The 26,346-nt window shown below is 30.0% G+C and carries 24 protein-coding genes, 1 riboswitch and 1 other annotated feature; of the genes, 18 read left to right on the top strand and 6 right to left on the bottom strand.

Annotated features, from left to right (window positions below; all coding sequences use genetic code 11):
• The 7 genes from RSF37_RS03905 to RSF37_RS03875 form a co-directional block, all read left to right on the top strand.
• Positions 1-1,490 (top strand): isoleucine--tRNA ligase family protein (locus RSF37_RS03905; protein ID WP_332563081.1); only part of this gene is annotated, 1,490 nt, incomplete at its 5' end.
• A 176-nt stretch (positions 1,491-1,666) separates the two neighbouring features.
• Positions 1,667-2,665, top strand: coding sequence for a LacI family DNA-binding transcriptional regulator (locus RSF37_RS03900; protein WP_332563080.1), 999 nt, complete (start codon positions 1,667-1,669; stop codon positions 2,663-2,665).
• A 107-nt stretch (positions 2,666-2,772) separates the two neighbouring features.
• On the top strand, positions 2,773-3,225 hold the full coding sequence (locus RSF37_RS03895) for a thioredoxin family protein (RefSeq protein WP_332563079.1): 453 nt from the start codon (positions 2,773-2,775) through the stop codon (positions 3,223-3,225).
• A gap of 28 nt (positions 3,226-3,253) precedes the next feature.
• Positions 3,254-4,630, top strand: coding sequence for an MATE family efflux transporter (locus RSF37_RS03890; RefSeq protein ID WP_332563078.1), 1,377 nt, complete (start codon positions 3,254-3,256; stop codon positions 4,628-4,630).
• A gap of 151 nt (positions 4,631-4,781) precedes the next feature.
• Positions 4,782-5,471, top strand: coding sequence for an NAD(P)/FAD-dependent oxidoreductase (locus tag RSF37_RS03885; RefSeq protein ID WP_332563077.1), 690 nt, complete (start codon positions 4,782-4,784; stop codon positions 5,469-5,471).
• A gap of 236 nt (positions 5,472-5,707) precedes the next feature.
• A complete protein-coding gene (locus tag RSF37_RS03880) occupies positions 5,708-6,844 on the top strand; it encodes a betaine/proline/choline family ABC transporter ATP-binding protein (protein ID WP_332563076.1) in 1,137 nt (378 codons plus the stop codon).
• Positions 6,837-8,387, top strand: coding sequence for an ABC transporter permease/substrate-binding protein (locus tag RSF37_RS03875; protein ID WP_332563075.1), 1,551 nt, complete (start codon positions 6,837-6,839; stop codon positions 8,385-8,387). The genes RSF37_RS03880 and RSF37_RS03875 overlap by 8 nt, the downstream gene beginning before the upstream one ends.
• A gap of 46 nt (positions 8,388-8,433) precedes the next feature.
• Here the strand turns inward: RSF37_RS03875 and RSF37_RS03870 are convergent, their stop codons facing one another.
• Together RSF37_RS03870 and RSF37_RS03865 are read right to left on the bottom strand one after the other, a co-directional pair.
• Positions 8,434-8,712 carry an ATP cone domain-containing protein gene (locus tag RSF37_RS03870; RefSeq protein ID WP_332563074.1) on the bottom strand — a complete coding sequence of 93 codons (279 nt, stop codon included), beginning with the start codon at positions 8,710-8,712 and terminating at the stop codon, positions 8,434-8,436.
• A gap of 76 nt (positions 8,713-8,788) precedes the next feature.
• A complete protein-coding gene (locus RSF37_RS03865) occupies positions 8,789-8,974 on the bottom strand; it encodes a hypothetical protein (RefSeq protein ID WP_332563073.1) in 186 nt (61 codons plus the stop codon).
• Positions 8,975-9,112: 138 nt separating this feature from the next.
• Between RSF37_RS03865 and RSF37_RS03860 the strand changes: the two genes are divergently transcribed.
• From RSF37_RS03860 to RSF37_RS03845, 4 genes are read left to right on the top strand one after another with little or no spacing between them, the layout of a single operon-like run.
• On the top strand, positions 9,113-9,688 hold the full coding sequence (locus RSF37_RS03860) for a nucleoside recognition domain-containing protein (RefSeq protein WP_332563072.1): 576 nt from the start codon (positions 9,113-9,115) through the stop codon (positions 9,686-9,688).
• A 12-nt stretch (positions 9,689-9,700) separates the two neighbouring features.
• Positions 9,701-10,225, top strand: coding sequence for a spore maturation protein (locus RSF37_RS03855; protein WP_332563071.1), 525 nt, complete (start codon positions 9,701-9,703; stop codon positions 10,223-10,225).
• Positions 10,226-10,273: 48 nt separating this feature from the next.
• Positions 10,274-10,999: an ABC transporter ATP-binding protein gene (locus RSF37_RS03850; protein ID WP_332563070.1), complete on the top strand. Its 726-nt coding sequence runs from the start codon at positions 10,274-10,276 to the stop codon at positions 10,997-10,999.
• Positions 10,992-12,587: a putative ABC transporter permease subunit gene (locus RSF37_RS03845; protein WP_332563069.1), complete on the top strand. Its 1,596-nt coding sequence runs from the start codon at positions 10,992-10,994 to the stop codon at positions 12,585-12,587. Before RSF37_RS03850 ends, RSF37_RS03845 begins: the two co-directional genes overlap by 8 nt.
• 17 nt (positions 12,588-12,604) lie before the next feature.
• Here RSF37_RS03845 and RSF37_RS03840 read toward each other — a convergent pair whose 3' ends face one another.
• Positions 12,605-13,777 carry a dicarboxylate/amino acid:cation symporter gene (locus RSF37_RS03840; protein ID WP_332563068.1) on the bottom strand — a complete coding sequence of 391 codons (1,173 nt, stop codon included), beginning with the start codon at positions 13,775-13,777 and terminating at the stop codon, positions 12,605-12,607.
• Between the two features lie 246 nt (positions 13,778-14,023).
• Between RSF37_RS03840 and RSF37_RS03835 the strand changes: the two genes are divergently transcribed.
• The 5 genes from RSF37_RS03835 (at position 14,024) to RSF37_RS03815 (ending at position 20,273) form a co-directional block, all read left to right on the top strand.
• On the top strand, positions 14,024-14,464 hold the full coding sequence (locus RSF37_RS03835; protein WP_332563067.1) for an ACT domain-containing protein: 441 nt from the start codon (positions 14,024-14,026) through the stop codon (positions 14,462-14,464).
• Positions 14,465-14,487: 23 nt separating this feature from the next.
• Complete coding sequence (locus RSF37_RS03830) at positions 14,488-15,741, top strand: aminopeptidase P family protein (protein ID WP_332563066.1); 1,254 nt, start codon at positions 14,488-14,490, stop codon at positions 15,739-15,741.
• A gap of 82 nt (positions 15,742-15,823) precedes the next feature.
• A riboswitch (Lysine riboswitch) is annotated at positions 15,824-15,999 on the top strand.
• Positions 16,000-16,109: 110 nt separating this feature from the next.
• Entirely contained in the window at positions 16,110-17,831 is a 1,722-nt protein-coding gene (locus RSF37_RS03825; protein ID WP_332563065.1) for a Na+/H+ antiporter NhaC family protein, read from the top strand.
• A 100-nt stretch (positions 17,832-17,931) separates the two neighbouring features.
• The gene (locus RSF37_RS03820; RefSeq protein WP_332563064.1) at positions 17,932-18,405 is read left to right on the top strand and encodes an Hsp20 family protein; all 474 of its coding nucleotides are present in this window, start codon (positions 17,932-17,934) and stop codon (positions 18,403-18,405) included.
• A 92-nt stretch (positions 18,406-18,497) separates the two neighbouring features.
• The gene (locus RSF37_RS03815) at positions 18,498-20,273 is read left to right on the top strand and encodes an aminopeptidase P family protein (protein ID WP_332563063.1); all 1,776 of its coding nucleotides are present in this window, start codon (positions 18,498-18,500) and stop codon (positions 20,271-20,273) included.
• A 41-nt stretch (positions 20,274-20,314) separates the two neighbouring features.
• On the opposite strand, the gene RSF37_RS03810 is transcribed toward RSF37_RS03815, so the two are convergent.
• Together RSF37_RS03810 and RSF37_RS03805 are read right to left on the bottom strand one after the other, a co-directional pair.
• Positions 20,315-20,848: a hypothetical protein gene (locus RSF37_RS03810; RefSeq protein ID WP_332563062.1), complete on the bottom strand. Its 534-nt coding sequence runs from the start codon at positions 20,846-20,848 to the stop codon at positions 20,315-20,317.
• A 143-nt stretch (positions 20,849-20,991) separates the two neighbouring features.
• Positions 20,992-21,489 carry an FUSC family protein gene (locus RSF37_RS03805; RefSeq protein ID WP_332563061.1) on the bottom strand — a complete coding sequence of 166 codons (498 nt, stop codon included), beginning with the start codon at positions 21,487-21,489 and terminating at the stop codon, positions 20,992-20,994.
• 154 nt (positions 21,490-21,643) lie between these two features.
• Positions 21,644-21,888, top strand: a binding site (T-box leader).
• Positions 21,889-21,976: 88 nt separating this feature from the next.
• Here RSF37_RS03805 and metG point away from each other — a divergent pair.
• Together metG and RSF37_RS03795 are read left to right on the top strand one after the other, a co-directional pair.
• On the top strand, positions 21,977-23,920 hold the full coding sequence (gene metG, locus RSF37_RS03800) for a methionine--tRNA ligase (protein WP_332563060.1): 1,944 nt from the start codon (positions 21,977-21,979) through the stop codon (positions 23,918-23,920).
• Positions 23,921-24,016: 96 nt separating this feature from the next.
• Positions 24,017-25,378 (top strand): methionine--tRNA ligase, encoded by a 1,362-nt coding sequence (locus RSF37_RS03795; protein WP_332563059.1) that lies wholly within the window; start codon positions 24,017-24,019, stop codon positions 25,376-25,378.
• A 201-nt stretch (positions 25,379-25,579) separates the two neighbouring features.
• On the opposite strand, the gene RSF37_RS03790 is transcribed toward RSF37_RS03795, so the two are convergent.
• Positions 25,580-26,257, bottom strand: a complete 678-nt coding sequence (locus RSF37_RS03790; RefSeq protein ID WP_332563058.1) for a Crp/Fnr family transcriptional regulator — start codon at positions 26,255-26,257, stop codon at positions 25,580-25,582.
• Positions 26,258-26,346: the final 89 nt, after the last annotated feature.

Here is a 26,346-nt window from a genome sequence, read left to right as displayed (position 1 = left end):
ACTTCCCAGCTCAATTTATATCAGAAGCTGTTGACCAAACAAGAGGATGGTTCTATACATTACTTGCAATTTCAACTGCAATATTTGATAGAAACCCATTTGAAAACTGTATAGTTTTAGGTCATGTTCTTGATAAAAAGGGATTAAAGATGAGTAAATCAAAAGGCAACGTTGTTGATCCATTTGAAGTACTAGACTCTCAAGGTGCTGATGCTACAAGATGGCATTTCTACACTGCAAGTGCTCCATGGCTTCCAACTAGATTCTCAATTGATGATGTAGGAGAAGCTTCAAGAAAGTTCTTAAGTACATTATGGAATGTATACTCATTCTACGTATTATATGCTGACTTAGATAACTTTAATCCAACTAAGTATGCTGATTTCGAATCAGATAACGTAATGGATAAGTGGATCATGTCAAAATTAAATACATTAATTAAGACTGTAGGAGACGGACTAGATGACTACAACATAACAGGATCAGCTCTTGCTATAGAAGCATTTACTGATGAATTATCAAACTGGTATGTAAGAAGAAATAGATCAAGATTCTGGTCATCAGAATTAACTGATGATAAGATTGGTGCTTATGTAACTCTTAATAGAGTACTTGTTACTTTATCTAAGATTTCAGCTCCATTTGTTCCATTCATTACAGAAGAAATTTATCAAAACTTAGTTGTTAACTTAGACCAAAATGCACCAGAAAGTATTCACTTATGCGATTGGCCAGCAGTTAATACAGAAGCTATAGATAAAGCTTTAGAAAATGATATGGATTTAGCTTACACAATAGTTAAACTAGGAAGAAGTGCAAGAAATGGTGCTAATGTTAAGAACAGACAGCCACTTTCAAAGATACTTGTATCAACAACATCACTTCCAGAATATTATGGTGACATTATAGCTAATGAGCTTAACATTAAAGAAATTGAATTTGGAGCAGATCTTTCTAAGTATGTTAACTTTGAAATCAAGCCAAACCTACCTGTTTTAGGAAGAGCTTATGGTAAGTTAATACCAGGAATAAGAAAAGAAATTGCATCAAGAAATCAAATGGAATTAGCTCAAAAGATTAAAAATGGCGGAATTGAAATAATAAACGTTGATGGAACTGAAATTGAACTTAACGCTGAAAGCATTCTAGTAACAATGCAAGGCCTTGAAGGATTTGCATTTGCAGGAGAAGGCGGAATCGGAGTAGTTTTAGATACTCATATAACAGAAGAATTAAGAGAAGAAGGTCACGTAAGAGAAGTCATCTCAAAAATTCAAAATATGAGAAAAGAAAAAGGATTTGAAGTTCTAGACAATATTAACCTTTATGTTTCAAATAACGACATGTTAATAGATATAATCAAAAAATACCAAGATACTATTAAGAAAGAAACTTTAACAAAAGAAATAGTATTTAATGGAGAATTTGATTTTACAGAAGTAACTATTAATGGTGAAAAGTTAAACATGACTGTTGAAGTTGTAAGATAACAATCTAAATAAAGCAGGCTAGATACGAAATTTCATAGATTCTAGCCTGTTTTTAGTATTTTAATATATATTTACAAAAATTTTAGGAAAACTATAATTAAAGAAGGGTTTCCATTGAAATAAGACGAATATATTAGTATAATAAATTATCAAAGGTGGTTAGGAGTGATTAAAAAATGGCTACTTCAATAAAAGACGTTGCTAGAGAGGCTGGAGTTTCTATAGCTACAGTTTCTAGAGTGTTAAACGACATAGACGTTGTAAACGAGGACACGAAGAAGAAAGTTTTAGACGCAATAAAGATGCTTGGATATAGACCAAATATAGTTGCAAGAAGTTTAAAAACACAAAGAACAAAGACTATAGGAATATTAATACCAGATATATCAAGTCAATTTTATCCAGAAATCGTTAGAGGTGCTGAAGACGTATCCAATATATATGATTATAACATAATACTTGGAAATTCAGACTTTGACGTTGAGAAGGAAAAAGAGTACTTAAGAGTATTAAAAGAGAAAATGGTCGACGGTGTTATATACATGAGTAGTTCTCTTCAAGATGAAATTTTAGATTTAATCAACGAATTAGATTTAAAAACAATCCTTGTAGAAACTAAAGATAAGGAAGGTAAACTTCCAAGTGTAACTATAGATAACGTTGAGGGTGCTTATGATGGTACAAAATACCTATTAAATAAGGGCTTAAAGAACATAGGATTCGTTGGAGTTCAAAAGAATGAAATAAATGCATGGAGTGACAGATACATAGGTTTTGAGAAAGCTATGAAAGAAGCTTCAATTGCAATCGATAGTGATTTAGTTCACTTAGCTGATCTTAAAGTTAAGAGCGGTAATGACGCTGCAGAGAAATTTGTAAAGTCAAACAAAAAAATCGACGGTATAATTTGTGCAACTGATGAATTAGCAATGGGCGTTATAAACGGCTTAAGAGATAATGGAGTTAGAGTTCCAGAAGATGTAAGCGTTATTGGATTCAATAACAATTACGTTGGAGAAATATTCTATCCAAAGTTAACAACAGTTGGTCAACCAAGTTATGATATGGGATCTGTTGCTATGAGAATGTTAATAAAACTTCTTAATAAGCAAGAGCTTGAGCAAGCACATTATGTACTTCCATACCATATTGTTGAAAGAAACAGTGTAAAGTAGTAATTAGTTAATTACTTGATGAGTCATCCTTATTTTTGTAAGGGTGGCTTATTTTTATATTTGTGATATGATTATATTTGTAAAAAAAATATGAAGGAGGAGACTTAGTGAAGAAAAAGTACCTTATAATAGTAACAGCAGTGATTTTGGCCATTATAATAGGGGTGGTTTTATTTATGTCTATTAACAAAAAAGACAAATATGAAGCTATAAAATATGGTAGAGCTGAATTTGTAACTAGCATGAATGATATAAATAAAGAACTTCCAACTGTAATATTATTTAAATCTTCGATGGTAGAAAATAGTTTATATGCCGAGAGAAATTTAAAATATTTACATGATGATTATGGAGATCAATTTAATATAGTACATGCTAATGCAGATGATATTCAAAATAAGGAAATAGTAGCGCTTGCAGAAAAATATAACGTTGTAGGAGTTCCTACAATTGTAGTTTTAAATAAAGATGGTAATTTAGTTGATAAAAAAGAAGATATTTCTTCAAAAGAGGAAATAGCTGAGATGCTAAAGAAGGTAGGGGTAAAAATCAATAACTAATAATTTATAAGGGGGTAGTTTTATTTATATGAATAAGCAAAAAAGACTTGGCGAAGAAAAAATTACGAAGCTTCTATTAAGCTTCTCAATACCTGCTATTGTTGGTATGGTTGTAAATACTCTATATAATATAATAGATAGAATGTATATTGGTAGAATAGAGGGAATAGGATCACTTGCATTAACTGGTGTTGGGATAACAATGCCAATAATGACTATAATATTAGCTTTTGGTATGCTTGTTGGAATAGGAACAGCTGCAAGAGTATCTTTAAAACTTGGACAACATGATAAGGAATCAGCAGAAGAGCATTTAGGTAATGCATTTACATTAATAATTATAATAAGTATTGTAATTACGATAGTTGGACTTATGTTTTTAGATCCAATACTATCTGTGTTTGGGGCTAGTGCAAATACTGAAATATATGCAAGACAGTATATGCAAATAATATTCATAGGAACAATAGTTAATATGTTAAGCTTTGGTCTTAATCACTCAATAAGAAGTGATGGAAGTCCTAAAATAGCAATGCTTTCAATGCTTATTGGAGCAATAACAAATATTATATTAGATCCTATATTTATATTTGGGTTCGGTATGGGAGTTAGAGGTGCAGCTATTGCAACTGTAATATCTCAAATATTAACTACTGTATGGATACTTCAATATTTCACTGTTGGAAAAAGTATAATAAAGATTAGAATTAGTAATTTAAAGTTAAAAAGTGCAGTAATAATTAGCATATTCTCAATTGGGATGAGCCCATTTAGTATGCAAGTTGCATCAAGTATTGTACAAGTATTAGCAAATAATTCATTAAAAGAATATGGTGGAGATTTGGCTATAGGCGCAATGACTATTATAACAAGTATTGCTATGATATTCTTAATGCCTATATTCGGTATAAACCAAGGTTCTCAACCAATAATAGGTTATAACTACGGAGCAAAACAGTATGATAGAGTTAAGCAAACAGTTAAATATGGTGCAATAGCAGCAACAATAATAGTTATGATTGGATGGGTCATAACTCAAGTAGCACCTGATTTACTTATTGCAATATTTAATAATGATCCAGAACTAGTTCAAATAGCCACAAATGGAATGAAGATTTATTTATTCATGATGCCTGTTGTAGGATTCCAAGTAGTTAGTTCAAACTACTTCCAATCAATCGGGAAAGCTAAAATATCAATGTTTTTAAGTTTACTTAGACAAGTTATTCTTTTAATTCCATGCCTTATAATATTACCAAAGATTTTCGGGTTAAATGGTATATGGTTAGCTGGTGCTATGAGTGATGGATTATCATCAGTTATAACAGGAATAATTTTCTTCTACTCAGTTAAGAAGTTGAAAGCTAAAGAAGTGGTTTTAGAAGATGGATTAGAAATATCTTAATATATAATAAAATCAAGAGGAACTGTTAATAGCAGTTCCTTTATTTTTTTAGTTGTAACTATGGTTACTACATTAAGTTAAGGGGTAATATATAATATAAATAAAATTAGAATAAATAGAATATTTTACATAGATAATATAGGAGGAATTTATGGTGAATAATATAAAAGGAAGTATGCCAGCTATGGTAAGTGGTACTCATTATGGCAACCTTCAGAAAGTAAGAGATGGAAAAAGAACTTTTGGAATAACGCCTCATATTCCAGGTGGATTTATTACTGTAGAGCAATTAGAAAAAATAACAAAAGTTGCAAAGAAATATAATGGAGTAATTAAGATAACATCAGGACAAAGACTTCTTATTACTAACTTACAAGGTGAAGATTTACCTAGCATATGGGAAGAACTTGGTATGGAACCTGCTGTTAAAAAGCAAAATACAGTTAAGAATGTTGAGATGTGTCCTGCTGGATATTGCAAAAGATCAAAGTTCAATACAATAAGTACAGGAATGAAACTTTTAAATAAATATCAATACATGGAAGTGCCATGTAGAAGTAAGATAGGTGTTGCAGGTTGTAGAAATGCTTGTGGGGGTGTTTACTCAAAGGATGTAGGGGTAATTGCTGATAAGACAGGATTCCTTGTTACAGCTGGAGGATCAGCAGGATATAATCCTAGGATGGCAGATGTAATAATTTATGATGTTGATGAAAAGGAAGCTATTAGAATAGTTGATAAAATTTTTGAAATTTATAAATGTGAAGGAAATCCAGGAGAAAAACTTGGAGATTTTATAGATAGAATAGGGCTTGATGTATTTAAAGAAAAAGTGCTTTAAAAGAAGATTTTGTAGAACTTATAAAATAGACCAAAAAAGGTGTATTTATATAAGTTCTTTTTTTAATTTTTTGAAATAAAAAAAGAACTTTAATCAAATAATATATAGTGTACATTACAGTCTGTAAGTGAATATTGTTTGAATTTTATTTGTAATTTGTGAACTTTGATGATATAATCACTACTAACAACTTTTAATTCATAATAAGTTGTCAGTTGTCGAAAAGGGGGCTTTTTATGATAGAAATAAAAAACGTAACAAAAAAATTAGGTAACAATGTTATATTAGACGATATTTCGCTTTCGATAGATAGCGGTAGTCTAGTTGTACTTATAGGATCTAGTGGTTGTGGTAAAACAACAACACTTAAACTTATAAATAAATTAATAACACCTACTTCAGGTGAGATTTTCATTGATGGCAAGCCGTTATCAAAAGAAAATACTATAGACCTTAGAAGAAGAATAGGGTATGTAATCCAAAATACAGGACTATTTCCTCATTTAACGACAAAGGAAAACATAGAACTTATTCCTAAGTTAAAGAAAGAAAAGTCTTTAAAAGATATAGAGAAAGCAACCGAGAAATTTTTAAATATGGTAGGACTTGATCCGAAGCAATATTTAAACAAATACCCATCTGAGCTTAGCGGTGGTCAACAACAAAGAGTTGGCGTTGCAAGAGCCTTTGCTACTGATGCTGAAATCATACTTATGGATGAACCTTTTAGTGCATTAGATCCAATAACACGTACATCATTACAAGAAGAACTATTCACATTACATGAAGAATTAAAGAAAACTATAATATTTGTTACTCATGATATGGATGAAGCTTTAAAAATTGCAGATAAAATATGTATTATGAAAGATGGTAAAGTAGCGCAATACGATACCCCTGAAAATATACTTAGAAATCCTGCAAATGACTTTGTAAGAGACTTTATAGGCTCTGATAGAGTATGGAATAATCCAGAATTCATTAAAGCAGACGCAATTATGATTAAAGATCCAGTTGCTGTTAAGGGTTCAAGAACTGTACTTCAAGGTATAGAAATTATGAGATCTAGCAAAGTTGATAGTTTATTAGTTGTTGATAAAGAAAATACATTAAGAGGTATCGTTACAGTTAAGGATATTAAATCAACTCAAGAAAAATCTACACCCCTTGAGAAAGTAATGAGTACAGAATTACTTACTGTAAATGAAAATGATAACTTAGTAGATATATTAGCTGTTATGAATGAACATTCAGTTGGATATATTCCAGTAACAAATGATTCTAAAAAGTTAGTTGGGTTAATAACTAGAAGTAGTTTACTTTCAATTTTAAGTGAACAATTCCTTGAAATGGAGGTGAGCGTTCTTGGGTAGTTTTTTTCAATTCGTAATTGAGCAGAAGAGTCAAATACTTGATCTTCTATATCAACATATTACATTAACATCTACTGCTATTATAATTGCTATATTAGTTGGAGTTCCGCTTGGAATTATAGTATCTAGAGTATCATTTTTAAGAAAACCTATCGTTGGGTTTGTAAATTTAATTCAAGCAGTACCATCAATGGCATTACTTGGTCTTCTTATTCCTTTACTTGGTATAGGTAGTACACCAGCTATATTTATGGTTGTTATCTATTCTTTACTACCTATTGTTAAGAACACTTATACAGGTCTTACAAGTATAGATCCAGTTATTTTAGAATCTGCAACAGGTATTGGTCTTACAAAGAACCAAACTTTATTTAGAATTCAATTACCTCTTGCACTTCCAATGATAATGGCTGGTGTTAGAATTTCAGCAGTTACTGCTGTTGGTCTTATGACACTTGCAGCATTTATTGGTGCTGGTGGACTTGGATATTTAGTATTCTCTGGAGTTCAAACTGTTAATAATAATATGATATTAGCCGGAGCAATACCAGCTTGTATACTTGCATTAATAGTTGATTATATATTCGGTAAGATAGAAAGTGCAGTTACTCCAAGTGGTTTAACACCGGGAGAGCCAAAGAAGAATTTAATTGTTCTTAAAGTAATTGGAGTAATACTTGCAATATTAGTATTATTTACTGCATTTACTTCAATATTTTCAAATAAGAAAGATACAATAACAATCGGTTCAAAAAACTTTACAGAACAGCTTATACTAGGAAATATGTATGCTGATTTAGTTGAAGATAAAACAGATTTAAATGTAGATAGAAAGCTAAATCTTGGTGGTACATCAGTAGCCTTTGGGGCAGTGCAAACAGGCGATTTAGATATGTATGTTGATTATACTGGAACACTTTTATTAAGTGTAATGAAAGAACAAGCAATAAAAGATGAAGCAAAATCTTATAATCATATAAAAGATGTTATGAATAGTAAGTATGGAATAACTTTATTAGATCCAATTGGATTTAATAACACATATACATTAGCTATGATGCCGGAAGTTGCTGAGAAATACGGTATAAATACTATTTCAGATTTAGCTAAGCATAGTAAGGATTTAGTGCTTTCTCCAACAATAGAATTTGAAACAAGAGATGATGCATTAGTAGGTCTTACTAAGGATTATAATTTGAAATTTAAAAATGTTAAAGCAATGGATGGAAGTTTAAGATATTCAGCTTTAAGCAATAATGAATCACAAGTAGTTGATGCATTCTCAACAGATGGACTTTTAAAGAAGTTTAATCTTAAAGTACTAGAGGATGATAAGAATTTCTTCTCTCCTTATAAAGCAGTACCTTTAGTTAATAATAAAACTTTAGAAGAACATCCTGAACTTAAGGACGTATTTAATTCATTATCTGGAAAGATTGATGAAAAGACTATGTTAGATCTTAACTATCAAGTTGATGAACTTGGTAAGTCACCAGAATCAGTGGCACATAAGTTCTTAGTTGATAACGGGTTAATTAAGTAGATTATATAAAAAATAGAGTTCCATTTTATAATGGAACTCTATTTTTTTATTTATCAGTTATATATATCTTTTTGTATGCTTTTTCAATTGAAGTAAACCCATTATTTTTTAATGCCTTAGAACATGAATCAATTACTTCTTTATAAGATGCAGCTCTGCAATCTTTAGTAATATCTTTTAATATATCCTCTGTAGCTTCAGAAACTAACTGTAAATCAGATTCAGTATAAGAATAATTTGCATCCATAAATGCACCTTCGATACTCTTTTTTAATTTTCCAAAGTCAAATGGAACAACTTCATTATCTCTTTTAACAACTCTCATAAAAATCTCCTCCTAAGTAAAAATAAACAAAAGAAGCTTACAAAATAAGCTTCTTAAATTTTCTAAATCTTAAATTTTATAAAATACCTTCTGTTTTTAAGATATTTTCTAATTTTTGAAGTTTATCACTTAATGATACAAATTTTTCTTTTATATCATCTTTTGATATAGCATCTTCATCGATACCTTTTTCTAAATCTTCTACTGTTCTTAAAGCTTCTTCAATGTCTTGTTGAGCTAATTTAAGGTTTTCTTCTCTCATATGATTGTCTCCTTTAATGTACCTTTAGTTATGTAGGAGTATTAAAAAACTCCCTTATATATTTATCCTATCACTACTAAAAGCCTAGTGCAAGGCATATATTTAAATGTTAACAGTACTTATTTTATGGAGGATAGAATGATTAATTATATTTGGTTTGCCATGATATTTTTTGGAATTATATTTGCATTAATTACAGGTAATGCAGACAAAATAACAGAAGCTATTGTATCAGGAAGTGGCAACACAGTTACATTTGTTATTGAACTTGCTGGAATAATGTGTTTTTGGTGTGGTGTTATGAAAGTTGCAGAAAAGAGTGGACTTACACAAATATTAGCAAAAGCATTAAGACCTATATTAAAGAAGCTATTTAAAGATGCAGCAAAAGATGAGAAAGCACTTGGTGCAATAGTTATGAACTTAACTGCTAATATGATGGGATTATCAAATGCAGCAACTCCATTTGGAATAAAAGCAATGGAGGAGATGGATAGATTAAATAAAGGAAGTAGTATAGCTTCAAATGATATGTCCTTATTTCTTGTAATGAATGCAGCTTGTATACAGCTTGTCCCGACTACTATAATCTCAATAAGAGCAGCATCAGGGTCAATAAATCCAGGGATAATAATCGTACCTGCAATAATATCAACAACAGTAGCAGCGGCAGTAGGTATAATGTGCTGCAAAATACTGCAAAGATATTTTTAGGAGGAGATAAAGATGCTTTTTAATATTACAAAGAGTATTATTCCTATAATTGTAGTTTTAATTTTAGGTTATGGAATGATAAAGGGAAGAAAAGTTTATGAATGGTTTGTTGAAGGGGCAAAAGATGGACTTAAAGTTTGTCTTAGAATATTTCCTTGCCTGTTAGCAATGTTAGTTGCAGTTCAAATATTTAAAAATGCAAATCTTTTAGATTTAGTAAATAAATTAGTATCACCAATGTCTAATGCTATAGGGTTACCAGAGGAAGTTGTACCACTTGTACTTATTAAACCTATATCAGGAAGTGGAGCAATTGGAATGTTTACAGATATAATTAAAACATATGGAGCAGATACATTTATAGGGCTTGTTGCATCAGTAATAATGGGAACGACAGAAACTATATTTTATACAATAACTGTATACTTTGGGGCAGCTAATATAAAGAAGATAAGACATACATTATGGGCGGCTATAATTGCAGATATAACAGCTGTAATTACAGCTGTTATAGTTGTTAATTGGATGTTATTGTAAATAGAATCTCCCTATGGTACTATTTATTTAAATAGGGGAGGCGATAGCTTGATTAATATTAATAATGTTACAAAAATGTATAACAAAGAGTTCAAAGCTGTAGATAATGTTACTTTACAAATTAAAGATGGAGAAATTTTTGGTCTTTTAGGTCCAAATGGAGCAGGAAAGACTACAACAATTAAGATGGTTACTGGAATATCAGAGATAACAGAGGGTAATGTAGTAATTAATGAGTTAGATATATCAGTAAGTCCAGTAAAGGCAAAAGAACAATTTGGTTATGTACCAGATAGTCCAGATATGTTTTTAAGATTTACAGGAATTGAATATTTGAATTTTATGGCGGATGTTTATGGAGTTTCAAAGGAAGATAGACTAGCTAGAATTAATGAATTAGCTGTAAGATTTGAAATGGAGAAAGCATTAGGAGATAAAATTCAAAGTTACTCACATGGTATGAGGCAAAAGGCTATTATAATGGGAGTTCTAATCCATAAGCCGAAAGTTTGGATATTAGATGAACCACTTACAGGATTAGATCCAAAGTCAGCATTTATATTAAAAGAGATGATGAGAGAACATGCAGATGAAGGAAATACAGTACTTTTTTCAACTCACGTATTAGAAGTTGCAGAGAAAGTATGTGATAGAGTTGGAATAATAAATAAAGGTAAATTAATATTTGTTGGAACATTAAATGAGATGAGAGAAGAATTTAAAGAGAGTGAATCTTTAGAAGAAATGTTCTTGGAGATGACAGGCAATGAATAGGACTAAAATAGCAACTAAATTTTTCTTAAAAAATTCCTTAGAAGAGATGTTTAATAATAAGATGTCAGGTACATTAATGATATTACTTATGATATTTTTAATGTTTGTACTATCAATACCAATAAGTATGACTGTAACTATGAGTTATGATTCTTTTAAGGCAATTAATCAAGATGGATACCTTCTTTCACTTATATTGCTATTAGGAAGTTTAACAACACTTCTTATGGGAATATACACTGTACTTAATGTCTTTTTCTTCTCAGAAGACATAGAAATATTAATGCCAATGCCTTTTAAAATGAGCGAAATAATGCTTGGTAAATTCATAGTGACTTTAATAAATATGTATGTCTATACTATTATAATCGTAGTGCCGTTAATGGCTTATGGAGTAGTATCAAAGGCAGGATTCCTATATTATATATTTGCTATAGTTGTTATAATAGCAAATCCAATTTTGCCATTAATGTTATGTTTATTAATCTCATTAATAATAATGAGATTTACTAATTTATCAAAGCATAAAGATATGTTTAGGACAATATCAGGTGTTATATCAATAGCATTTATCGTAGGAATAAATTTCTTTGCAAATAGAGGTCCAAGCCATGAAGAAATGACTAGTTTAATTTCTAAAAATAACGGTTTGATGGATGGAATAAACGGAATATTTTTCACTAACACTTTAGGGGCTAATGCCTTAATTTATAGTGGAGGGTTAAAGGGGATACTTAGTTTAATAATATTAATTGTATCTTTAGCCATTCTTGTATATGCACTTTATTATATCGGAGACAAGCTATACTATAAAAGTGTAGTTGGAATGGCAGAGTCAGTAGGTAAAAGAAAAAATATATTAGAAGAAGATAAAGATTATATAAAAGAGAAATCCCCAATGGTAACATTAGCAGTTAAAGATATAAAGATGATATTTAGAACACCAACTTTCTTTATGAATTGTATAGTAATGCTTCTATACTTTCCATTAATAATGGGTGTTGCATTTATAGGAAATGACTTCTCTGAGTTTGTTGGAAATGTAAATAGTAATATGATAATTTCAGGAACAATGTTAGTTATAGCATTCTCAATAGTGGGTGGAAGTGCAGCAACTACTTGCTTAAGTAGAGAAGGTAAGAATTTAATTGTATCAAAGTATATTCCTGTTAGTTATAAGACTCAAATAAAATCAAAAATATTATCATCCTCAGTTATAAATTGTATTGCGCTCTTAATGGGAGTTGCAATATTAATATATATAAAGGCATCAGCAGTTACGTTTATTATGAGCTTAATAATTCAAGTATTAACAATAATTATGGTTTCTGTTGTTGGAGTATTTTTAGATTATTCATCTCCATCAATTAATTGGGAAGATGAGAAAGCTTTATTTAACAAGAATTTTAAGCCACTTATTTTAATGGGATTATTCTTTGCAATAGGAGGCGCATTAACAGTTATATATACAAAAATTCCAAATTTACTACTTTTATTTGTAGTTAATATAGTAGTTATTTCGGTTATAACATTTTTAATATATAAATTATTAGTGAAAAAGGGACCTGAAGTATATAAAAGAATATAAACTAAGAAAGAGACTGTTTAAACAGTCTCTTTCTTAGTTTTAAACTTAAATTTATCAACAATTAATGCAATTGCATTATCACCAGATACATTACAAGCAGTACCGAAACTGTCTTGAGCAATATATAAAGCAATCATTAATGCTAATTGAGCTTCATTAAATCCAAGGTTTGATTGAAGTACACCAAGTGCTGCCATAACAGCGCCACCAGGTACACCAGGAGCTGCAACCATTGTTATACCAAGCATTGCTATAAATCCTGCAAATGTAGTAAATGAGAAAGGCATCCCATTTAAAAGCATAACAGCTATAGCACAGCAAGTAAGAGTAATAGTACTACCTGATAAGTGGATTGTTGCACATAAAGGAACGACGAATTCACGGACCCCTTTTGATACACCATTATTTTTTGCAACATCAAGGTTAACAGGAATAGTTGCAGCAGAAGATTGAGTACCAAGTGCAGTTAAATATCCAGGAATCTGATTTTTTAAAAGAGTAAATAAATTCTTTTTGCTAGACATACTAGCTACAGAAAATTGAAATAATAACATTATAAAATGTAATAAGATTATTACTAAAAATACTTTCCAAAATACAGAGAATATACTTTTAACTTCTCCAGCATAAGTCATGTTAGCAAATATACCTAATATGTGTAATGGAATAAGTGGGATAATAATATTTTTTATAACCTTTTGAATTATTTCTTGAAATTCAAAACACATATCATATAATGTTTTACCTTTTATTGAAGCAATACCAAGTCCTAATAAGAAAGCTAATATTAATGCAGTCATTACAGACATAACAGGTGGCATATCAACTTTAAAAAGAGGAGGAAGTAAATTTTCCTCAGGATTATTTGCATTAAAAGATAGTGAAGCAGTAATAAACTTTGGGAATATACTAGATGAAACAAAGAATGCTAAAAATCCAGCAATAAGTGTTGAGCCGTAAGCTAAAACTGTTGTAAGTCCAAGCATCTTACCAGCAGCACCACCAAGGTCTGCAATACCACAAACAACAAATCCTAATATAATAAGTGGAATTATAAATCCTAAAAAGTTACCAAAAATTGAGTTAAAAGTAGCTAGTACACTAACAACTCCTTTTGGCATAAATGTTCCGATGAGTAGACCTAATATAATTGCTATTATTAACTTTGGAATTAAACCTAAATTTTTCATTTTCATGTTCTCCCTTCGTGCACAAGTGTCTTTTGTATGTTATTATATATATATATCGTGAATAAAGTCCATTTATTTATCATAAAGAAGAGATAGGAAGAGGAAATAGGCAAAAAGTAAAGAATAACAAGTAATAAGTGTAAAATTGGGGATAATACGAAACAATTTTAGAAGTAGGTAAGTAATAAAGGTTTCTATTAAAAACACATTATATTATTTGTGCACAAAATAAAGGGGGAGATTTATATGTCAGAAGAAAAGTTCTATGTAGTAAATGAGGCAGTACTTCCAGAGATATTTTATAAAGTTATGGAAGTTAAAGAATTAATACATACAGGAAAGGTCAAAGACATTTCAGAGGGAGTAAAGAAAGTTGGTATAAGTAGAAGTACTTATTATAAATACAAAGATTCAATACATCCTATGGCAGAGGGCGTCAATAGTAAAAAGATAACAATAGTGTTATTATTAGCACATAAGTCTGGTGCATTATCAAGAGTATTAGACTTTATAGCAACAAGAAAGTTAAATATATTAACTATAAATCAAGACATACCTATAAACATGACAGCTAATGTAACTATAACGTTAGATGTATCAAAGATAAAAGGAGATGTTAAAAAGTTTCTATATAGAATGAGTGAAGTTGAAGATGTTATAAAAGTTAGAGTATTAGCTGTTGAATAGAATTTTTTAGGAGGAAGATAGATATGGATAAAGAAGTTTTCAAATTAAATAGAGAAAGACTTAGAGAAAAGATGAAGGATGATTCTGTAGTAATACTTTTTGCAGGCGTTGCGCCAAAGAAAACTGCAGATGAGAAGTATGAATTTACTCCAAATAGAAATTTTTATTATTTAACAGGAATTAATGAAGAAGATCATATGTTAGTTCTTTTCAAGAAAAAGGGTGAGCTAACTGCTAAAATGTTTATAAAAGAAACAGACGAAGAAAAAGAAAAGTGGCATGGTAAAACAATAAGAAAAGAAGAAGTATTTGATATAAATGGAATAGATGATGTAGCGTATTTAGGAGAGTTTAGAGCATTCTTAAATAAGTTATTAAATGAGAGTGAAGATCTTACATTATACCTTGATTTAGAGAGGGACGAATTTGATAGTTTACCTACTTTAAGCAGTACATTTTGTAAGAAGTTAAGAAATAAATACCCACATGTAAATATAAAAAATATATTCCCATTAATGGCACCTTTAAGACTTGTGAAAAGTCCAGGTGAAGTAAGAGAAATGCAAAAGGCTATTGATATAACAATTAAAGGTGTTGAATCAATAATGAAAAATATTAAGCCGGGAATGAAGGAATATGAGCTTGAAGCTTACTTTGAATTTGAATGTAAAAGAAGGGGAGTTTGTGATTATGCATTTAAGACAATTGCAGCAGCAGGTAAAAATGCAACAATTCTTCATTATGTAGATAACAACTGTGAGGCAAAAGATGGAGATTTAATTCTCTTTGATTTAGGAGCTCAAGTTAACTATTATAATGGAGATATTTCAAGAACATTCCCTGTAAGCGGAAAATTTACAGACAGACAAAAAGAAGTGTATGAAGCAGTTCTAAGAGTTAATGAAAGAGTTATAAGAAGTTTAAAACCTGGAGTTAATTTCTTAGAAATAAATAGATTATCAAGAGAATGGATTGGCGAAGAGTGCGTAAAACTTGGAATAATTAAAGATAAAGAAGAGGTTACAAAGTATTACTGGCACAGCATCGGACACAGTTTAGGTCTTGATACACATGATATAGATAACCCAGGTAGAGATACAGTTTTAGAACCTGGAATGGTATATACTGTAGAGCCAGGCATATATATAAGTGAAGAGAATATTGGTGTAAGAATAGAAGATGATGTTTTAATAACAGCTGATGGAAATGAAGTTCTTACTAGAAATATGATTAAAAGTGTTAGTGAAATAGAGGGATTTATGAAAAATCATCAATAAAAATAAGAGAAATTTCTCAAAAATGTATTGACAGTATTTTCAAATAACTGTATAATCACAGTAATATAAAAAGTGAATAATAGGAAGAGATAGAGGCGCGATCTTTAAGAGTACTATCACTGAGTTAAGCACAGTGAAGTGGTAGGAAAGGAAATATCGCCGAAGGATATAACTAATGCTTTGAAGTTATAATCCTGGGTTTATGAATAATATTCATAAGACTGTCGCAAAGTAACTTTGTGGTGAGCTATCATTCAAGCGGATTTTACGAATATGTAGAACCTTGAGTGCTATCTCAAGGTTCTTTTTTGTTTTTTAGCAAAAAACGAACCTTAAACATTCACAAAATTTTTAAGGGGGTTTTATACATGAAAAGAAACAGAAATTATTTGGTATTATTACTTACAGTTATACTTACACTTTGTATGACGACTATGGCATTTGCAGCGGAGGTTGATCCTGGAACTGTAAATGCAGAGAAATTCGGTCTTTGGACTATAATTCCACCACTAGTTGCAATTATTTTAGCATTCATAACGAAGAATGTTGTTGTATCACTATTTATTGGAGCTTTATCAGGATGCTTTATGCTTCAAATAGTTGATCAAAATGCTTTTAGTGCATTAATTCAAGCATTTTTAGATTTTATTCAAAGAGTTTTAAACTCACTAGCAGATCCATGGAATGCTGGTATTATTCTTCAAGTATTAGCAATAGGAGGAGTTATAAACTTAGTTTCAAAAATGGGTGGTGCTAAGGCTATAGCAGAAGCTTTAGCTAAGAGAGCTAAAACTCCAAGAAGTGCTCAAATGGTAACTTGGTTCTTAGGATTATTAGTATTCTTTGATGATTACGCTAACTCTTTAATAGTTGGTCCTATAATGAAGCCAGTTGCAGATAAGTTAAAAGTTTCAAGAGAAAGATTAGCATTTATAATTGATGCAACAGCAGCGCCAATTGCTGGGCTTGCAATAATCTCAACTTGGATAGGACTTGAAGTTGGACTTATAAAAGATTCATTTACTCAAATAGGTATGGAAGTTGATGCTTTTGGTGTATTCTTAGATACAATACCTTTTAGATTTTATAATATTTTAATACTTGCTTTCGTTGTTATAACAACTCTTATGCTTAGAGATTTCGGTCCTATGAGAAAAGCAGAAATAAGAGCTAGAAAAGGAATTGCAGATAAAAAATCAGAACTTGAAAGTATAACAACAAGTGAAGAAATGGACGTTAAAGAAGGAGTTAAGCTAAGTGTTTGGAATGCAATAATTCCAATTGGAACACTTATTGTATCAGCACTTGTAAGTTTTTATTACAGCGGATACACAGCTATAATGGCAGGAGAAGATACAATAATTCAAGGTGTACTTACTAATTCACCATTTTCTTTTGAAGCAATTCAACAAACATTTAGCTCAGCAGATGCTTCAACAGCACTTTTCCAATCAGCAGTATTTGCTTCAATAGTTGCAATTGCAATGGCTGTAGGAAAGAAGATATTCACTGTTTCAGAAGCAGTAGAAGTATGGATTGATGGTATGAAAGGACTTATAATCACAGGAGTTATACTACTTCTTGCATGGTCATTAAGTTCAGTTATAAAGGACTTAGGAACAGCTAAGTATTTAGTAACTTTATTATCAGATTCTATACCGGCATTCCTTCTTCCAAGTATAATTTTCTTACTTGGTGCAGTAATATCATTTGCAACAGGAACAGCTTATGGAACAATGGGAATATTAATGCCACTTGCAATACCACTTGCTTATTCAATATCACCTGATATGGGATACATTGTTTTAAGTACAAGTGCAGTTTTAACAGGTGCTATATTTGGAGATCATTGCTCCCCAATATCAGATACTACGATACTCTCCTCAATGGGAGCTGGGTGTGATCATATTGAACACGTCAAGACTCAGATGTGGTATGCAATATTTGTAGCAGGAGCTACAATTTTACTTGGATACATTCCAGCTGGACTTAATGTTCCAGTTTATATAATACTTCCAGTAGCCATTGCATTGCTTGCAGTAGCTGTAAGATTTATTGGAAAGCCAGTTGATAACGTAGAAGAAGCTTAAATAAAAAAAGGGGATTGTTTAAAAACAATCCCTTTTTATGTATCAAATTAAGGTATGTACTAATAGAATGTAAATAGAAGAAATATTCTAGGAGTAGACAATGAATAATAATAATTTGAGCAATAATAATGGTTTTTTCTCAAGTATATTTAATTTTACTAACCTTATAAATGATAGTGGAATAATAGATAGTATATTAAATGAAATGTTAACTGAAGAAAATAATAGCAGCGATATAAATGTTTCTATGAGGGAAGAGGATGACGCATATATAATAGAAGGAATATTTAATGGTGTAAAAAGAAAGGATTTAAAAATTGATTATAAAGACGATTATGTTTACTTAAATGTTAATAATACTCAGACATTTTCAAATGGTTCATATGGCAATATGGTTATAATGCAATATGGAGGAGATTATAGGAGAGAGTTTTATCTTCCAAATAGTGATGGTACAAGGATTGAAGCTTCTTATAAAAATTATAAGTTGAATCTTAAAATTCCAAAAATGATCGATGACTTTATAGAGGGAGAGAGCAATATAATAGATGTAGAAGAATTTTACGAGGAGTAGTTTTTACTACTCCTTTCTTAATAAAAAATAAAAAAAGACTTTACTATAAGCCTTTATGTATGTAAAAATATAGAAAATAGGAGGCGGTATATATGAGAATAGTTGAAAGAATAGACTCTTTAAGAAATGAGATGAAGAAAAAGGGCGTAGATTATGTAATTATTCCAAGTTCAGATGCTCATCAAAGTGAATATGTAAGTGATTATTATAAAGGAAGAGCTTATATATCAGGATTTACAGGTTCTGCAGGAACAGTATTAATTGGGTTAAATGAAGGTATTCTGTGGACTGATGGAAGATATTTTATACAAGCTGAAAAAGAACTTGAAGGATCAAATATAAAGATGTATAAGATGAGAATACCAGGGTGGCAAACATTAGAAGAATGGCTATTTGAAAATATTAAAGAAGGTGAGACTATAGCCTTTGATGGTAAAGTAATTTCACTTCTTCAATATAAAGAAATTAAAAGTATAGCAGATGAAAAGTCAGTAAACATTAAATTAGATGAAGACTTAATTGATGTAATATGGGAAGATAGACCAAACTTGCCTAAAGAAAATGTATTTTTACATAATGTAAAGTATTGTGGTAAAAGTGCAAAAGAAAAGATAGAAGAAGTAAGAAAATATATGAAGAAAAAAGAAGCACTAAATTATATAATTTCATCATTAGATGATATAGCATGGCTTTATAACATAAGGGGAAATGATATTCATTGTAACCCAGTTGTTATGAGCTATGGGATTGTTACTTTGAATAAGGCGTATCTTTATGTAGATAAGGATAAAATAAGTAATGATATATTAAAGTCTTTAAATGATGAAGGAATTGAAGTTAAAGATTACGATAAAATATATGAAGGTATAAGTAAACTTAAAGAGAGTGTACTTATAGACCCAGAAAGAATTAGTGCATTCATTTATGAAAGTATAGATAAAAAGGTTAAAGTAATAGAAGATACTAATATAACAACGAGTCTTAAAGCAGTTAAGAATAATGTTGAAATAGAAAATTTGAAAAAATGCCAAATAAGAGATGGTATAGCAATGGTTAAATTCATTAAGTGGCTTAAAGAAAATTTAGGCACAAGTGAAATAAGTGAAATATCAGCTTCAGAAAAGTTAACTGAATTTAGAAGCTTTGGAGAGTTATTTAAAGGAATTAGCTTTGATACAATAGCAGGGCATAAAGAGCATGGTGCTATGATGCACTACTTCCCAACTAAAGAAAGTGATTATAAGTTAGATAAGAAAGGATTCTTACTTATAGATTCAGGTGGTCAATATTTAGATGGAACAACTGACATTACAAGAACAATAGTACTTGGGGATCTTACAGAAGAGGAAAAAAGAGACTTTACTCTAGTATTGAAAGGCCACATAAACTTAAGTATTACTAAGTTTTTAAAAGGAACTAGTGGATCAAATCTTGATATAAAGGCAAGAGAACCTTTATGGAAAGAGGGAATAGACTATAAATGTGGTACAGGACATGGAGTTGGATTCTTCTTGAATGTTCATGAAGGACCTCAAAGAATAAGTCCTATCCCAAATGATATAGCATTAGAACCAGGAATGATTTTAACTAATGAGCCAGGTATTTATAGAGAAGGCATGCATGGAATAAGAACTGAAAATACAATGGTTGTTATAGAGGATGAGTCTTCAAAAGAGTTTGGAGAATTTTATAAATTCCAAGTTATTTCTTTATGTCCTATAGACTTAAAAGGAATAGAAGTTTCATTATTAAATGAAGAAGAAAGAAGTTGGATAAATGATTATCATAAAGGGGTATTTAATACATTAAGCCCATTATTAAATAAAGAAGAAATAGAATTTTTAAAAGAAGAGACTAAAGAAATATAAAAAATAAAACTCCCATTAAGTTAATGGGAGTTTTATTTTAGTTATACTGAAAAATTAGTTACTAATCCTTCATATAATATATCATCATGACCTATTGATTGAATATCACTAGGTTTTATAAATTCAGGTTTTTTCTCAGAAGAAAATATCTCATTATTGATAAGTAGCTCGGCCACAAACTGAGAACAGAAATAATAATTGCTACGCTTGTAAGGAAATTTGAAATTAACTAGTAAAAGGCCTAAAAAATTATATCTGTAAATATCTTTCTTTGAAAAATGGTTGTCCAAGTCTTTTTTTAAACTAATAAACTGGTTTTCTGTAATTTTAACTTTATATATTAAGCATTTGCTTTTATTGAATAATTTAAAAGTACCATCATAGAGATTTTCCTTAACTAATCCTGCAATAAAAGGGTTAGTTGGAACCTTTCTTCCGAATGAGTACATTTCAGTAAAAGTATCATCTAAACTTAATGATACGTGAGTATAGTTATCGCTAGTTACAAGCTTTATAAAATTAGATAAATTAGAGCCTGTATAAGAAAAAACTAAATAAATATCTTTGCATTTCATAAAAAAATTAACCCCCTTACTAAGTACACATATTCATTTTATTTAAATGACAACCAAAAGTAAACAAAAAGTTAATAAAAAGTTAATAAAAATAGAACAAAAAAAGATAGCCACAAATGTGACTATCTAAAATATATAAATATTCAATTTTCTTCTTCTGATTCTTCAGGTGGATTAAAATATTTATTAATTAAAATCGCAACAATTATTCCTATTGCAGTATCAATACTTCTTCCAACTGCATAAGCATAAGATTGAGGGCCACTATAATTAATCATTATACCAATAAGTACTATGCAGGCAATGGTTACAGAACCAGGCTTATTAAATAAATTACATGTATATATAACAAAAACTATTCCGAGTCCAGTTACAAAAGCGTTGTAATCATATAGAAATGGTAATTTAATCATAATATATATTATACATAATCCAAATAGAGCACCAATTATAGTTCCTATAAGTCTATTTTTACCCATTGAAAATGAACTTGATACAGTATCTTTCATGCAAATAACTGCTGCGATACAAGCGTAAAAAGCATTTTCTCTTCCCATAACTTGAAATATTACCATGCATATAGCTACTGCTAATGCTGTCTTTATATTACGAAGGCCTATCCTATGTACGTTTAACTTCATACGAGTTTCCTCCTACAATTAATTATTATAATACACTATTATAGCATACAGAATATATAATAGTAGATACTAGAAGTGTATTCATAATGAAAAATTAATGAATTTAAATATTAATTGACATATAAAAGTATATAGAATATTATATATTTAAAATGGAAATGCTATGAAAAGAAGAGTAATAAAAGAAAATATCTAAAGAGAGCTAATATTTTGCTGAAAGTTAGTGGTATTTGATTTTATGAAGATGGCCTTGGAGCAGGTTTCTCGACCTTTATATTTATAGATAGGGAAGCACGGGTGCAACCGTTATATTGCAAGGTTATTAAATGTAACCTAATGAGTTTCTTATTGAGAAGTAAGAAAGAAATAGAGTGGTAACGCGTAATTAACGCCTCTATGCAGTATTATATTGCATAGAGGTTTTTTTAATAAGTAAAAATAAGTGATATACTATGTATTACTATGAAATATGAAGGAGGACTTTACAATGTGTAAAAAACCATATTACATTACAACACCTATATACTATCCATCAACAAAACTACATATAGGTAACACTTACACAACAGTTGCAGCAGATGCAATTTCAAGATTCAAAAGATTAACAGGATATGATGTTATGTTCTTAACAGGAACTGATGAGCATGGTCAAAAGATCCAAAGAATAGCGGAAGAAAAAGGCATTCAGCCAATAGAACATGTTAATGAAATTGTTGCAGGAATAAAAGATCTTTGGAAGATGATGGACATAAGCTATGATAAGTTCATAAGAACAACTGATGATTATCATATTGAAGCGGTTCAAAAAATATTCAAGAAATTATACGATCAAGGAGACATTTATAAGAGCTCATATGAAGGTTTATACTGTACTCCATGTGAATCATTCTGGACAGAAAGTCAATTAGTTGACGGAAATTGCCCAGACTGTGGAAGACCAGTTGAAACATCAAAAGAAGAAGCATACTTCTTCAAGATGAGTAAATATGCTGACAGATTAATTAAGTATATTGAAGAAAATCCAGATTTCATACAACCAGAATCAAGAAAGAATGAAATGATTAATAACTTCTTAAAGCCAGGACTACAAGACCTTTGTGTTTCAAGAACTAGCTTTAACTGGGGAGTTCCAGTAACATTTGATGAAAAGCATGTTGTTTATGTATGGATAGATGCATTATCAAACTATATAACTGCATTAGGTTATGGAAGTAATAATACTGAATTATTCGATAAATACTGGCCTGCAGATGTTCACCTTATAGGTAAAGATATATTAAGATTCCATACAATATACTGGCCAATAATGTTAATGGCACTTGACTTACCATTACCAAAGAAAATATTCGGTCATGGATGGTTATTAGTTGATGGAGGAAAGATGAGTAAGTCAAAGGGTAACGTAGTAGACCCAGTTACACTTGTTGAAAACTTCGGTGTTGATGCTGTTAGATACTATTTATTAAGAGAAATACCATTTGGAGCAGATGGATTATTCAATAATGAAATATTCATTAAGAAGATTAATTCAGATCTTTGTAATGACCTTGGAAATTTACTTTCAAGAACAGTTGCAATGGTAGAAAAGTACTTTGATGGAGTAATTCCAGCACCACTTGATAAAGAAGCAGTTGATGATGAGCTTATAAATCTTGCACTTGAAACTCCAAAGAAAGTTGAAGATGCAATAAATGCTCTTAAACTTCCAGACGCGTTAGAATATATATTCGAATTAGTTGGAAGAGCTAATAAGTATATTGATGAAACAACTCCTTGGATATTAGCTAAGGATGAGGAAAAGAAAGATAGACTTGGAACTGTACTTTATAACTTAGCTGAAAGCTTAAGATTTACATCAGTTTTAATTTCATCATTTTTACCAACAACAGCTGAAAAGATTAACGAGCAGTTAGCTATAACAGCTAAAGATTGGGCATCATTAGAAGGATTTGACGGAACAGCTTCAGGAACAACAGTTAAAAAGGGAGATAGCTTATTCCCAAGAATTGATGTTGAGAAGAGATTAGCTGAACTTGAAGAACTTAGAAAAGCTCAAATGGAAGCTATGAAAGAAAAAGAAGTTAAAGAAATGAAGCCAATAAAAGAAGAAATAACAATAGAAGACTTCGAAAAGCTAGACTTAAGAGTAGTTAAAGTATTAGAATGTGAGCCAATTAAAAAAGCAAACAAATTACTTAAACTAAAGGTAGATTTAGGTGGAGAGATTAGACAAGTGGTTTCTGGAATAGCAAAACACTATAAACCAGAAGATCTTATCGGAAAGAACGTTGTTCTTGTTGCTAACCTTAAGCCAGTTAAGTTAAGAGGCGAATTATCACAAGGTATGATACTTGCAGCATCAAATGATGATGATAGTATACTAAACCTAGTTAATCCAGGAGATTTAGATACTGGAAGCGAAGTTAGATAATTTAATATAAATATATAAACTAAAGAGGAAGTCGACTTAAAACTTTAAGTTGGCTTCCTTTTGTATAAAATTTGAGAATTAAAGATGAGGTTTATTATGAATATAATTGTAGGAAATGCTTGGCCATATGCAAATGGGAAGCTTCATTTAGGAAGAATAGCAACGCTTTTACCTGGAGATATACTTGCAAGGTATCATAGAATGATGGGAGATAATGTTTTATTTATATCAGGAAGTGATGCACATGGAAGACCAGTTACTATGAAAGCGATAGAAGAGAATACTACTCCAAAAAAAGTTTTAGATAAGTATCATAAAGAATTTGTTGAATGTTTTAATAAGTTAAATTTCTCTTTTGATTTATTTACTAGTACACACACTTACTACCATAAAAAGGAAGTAATGAGGCTGATAAAAGAGCTTTACAAAAAAGACTATATATATGAAGGAACTGACAAGGAATTATATTTTTCACTTTCGAAATTTGAAAATGATGTGAAAAAAATATTCGTAAAACAACAAGGCTGGAGAGAAAATGCTTTAAATATAACTAAAAAATATATTGAAGAAGGTCTTAGAGATAAATCAGTAACAAAGGAAATTGATTGGGGTGTTGATGTTCCTTTAGAAGGATTTGAAAACAAAAAAATATTCGTTTGGATTGAAGCTCTTATGGGATATATTACTGCAACGAATAGTTGCTTAATTAATAAGGATGAAACTATAGATGACTACTTTAATGATGAGGAAGGAAAGGTTTATTTAGTTCATGGAAAAGATAATATTCCATTCCATACAATAATTTTCCCAGGACTTCTTTCAGCACTTGGTTTTGATAAGGTGAATTTAAGCGTAATGTCTAGCGAGCATTTAAAACTTGAAGGTAAAGATTTCTCTACTAATAAGAATTGGGCAATTTGGGTTGATGATATATGCAAAAGATATGATGTTGATACAATAAGATATTATTTAATTTTAAATGGACCAGAAGATAATGATACAGATTTTAAGTGGAAGAATTTCATAAATGCTAATAATTATGATTTAGTATCAGAATTAGACCTCTTATATAGAAATACTGTATCAAATTTAAGACAAGAATCGATTAATGAAGGAGAAAAAGATAAACTTCTAAATATGTATTTCGATCTTTCTGACAAGATAGAAGACGGTAATTTTAAAGATGCATTAAAAGAAATATTTGCATTAATTAAGGAAGAAAATAAAAAGAAAAAATGTTCAGTAATTACATTAATAAATATAGCAAATATGTTAGAGCCTTTTATGCCTAAAACGGCTAAAAGAATAAAAGAGGAATTTGGAGCAAATAAAAGTATATGGAGTTTTATTACGATTGAAAGATTCCCTAAAAAGGTGTTTTATAGACCGTTATTTAGAATGATAGATAGGAAAAATCTTAATGATGAAATAAGACTTTTAAAAGATAAAAAAATATAAAAAAAACCTAGAATATCTACAATAGGGGGACGAGATATTCTAGGTAACCAATCAATTAAGATGGTTATAAGGGGTAAATAATAATGCTTTAACTACTTTACAATTTAAATGATACATTATTAATATGTCATTTATGTGTCAAAAAACATAATAAAATATTAATAGATAATAATATAAAAATTAAATAAACCATAAAAAGGATTAATAGGTTTTTATTTCATCAAAATCGACTATTGTAATGGTTTTTCTGTCGAAATCTATAATGTTTTCACTCTTCATTTTCATAAGTTCTCTAGATAATGAGGGTCTTTGTACACCAAAAGTATCAGCCAAAGCTTGCTTTGTCATATTAAGCTCGATCTTGGCACTTTTTTGTTTTTTATATTCATTTAACAAGAACTCACAAATCATAGATTTTAATGATTTTGAAGTTACTTGTCTTAACTTTTTACTTAGTAACATAGCCTTGTTTGACAATAGTTTAAGAAATGCTACTAAAAAATCTTGGTTAGTCTGAAGCAAAGATGTAACTAAGGTTTTATTTATATGAAGAACAGTGCTATTATCCTTGCTTACAACATCCATTGGATAGACGTTTTTATCTCCGAATAAAAGGTTTTCTCCAAACATATTTCCTTTAACAAGGCTTGTTACAACTAACACATTGCCATTCTCATTATTTTGTTGTATTTCTATAGTTCCGTTTAGAACAATACTTAAATTATCACACGTATCCATTTGAAAAAATATTGTTTCTTCCTTAGAGTAATTTCTAATAGAAGAATAAGAATTTTCTAGTAAAGATTTTAAAATATCTTCATTAAAATTTTTAAACAATATACAGGACTTTAAAATATTAATATTGTCAATTTGTGACATGAATCCACATCCTCTCTTACTGTATATATTTTGTGCAGAGTGCTTATAATGTATAATAATATATATGAAAAATTAATTAAAGAGGTAGG

The organism is Clostridium sp., assembly GCF_036643715.1.
Taxonomy (GTDB): domain Bacteria; phylum Bacillota; class Clostridia; order Clostridiales; family Clostridiaceae; genus Clostridium.
This window is presented reverse-complemented; position numbering and strand designations above follow the sequence as displayed.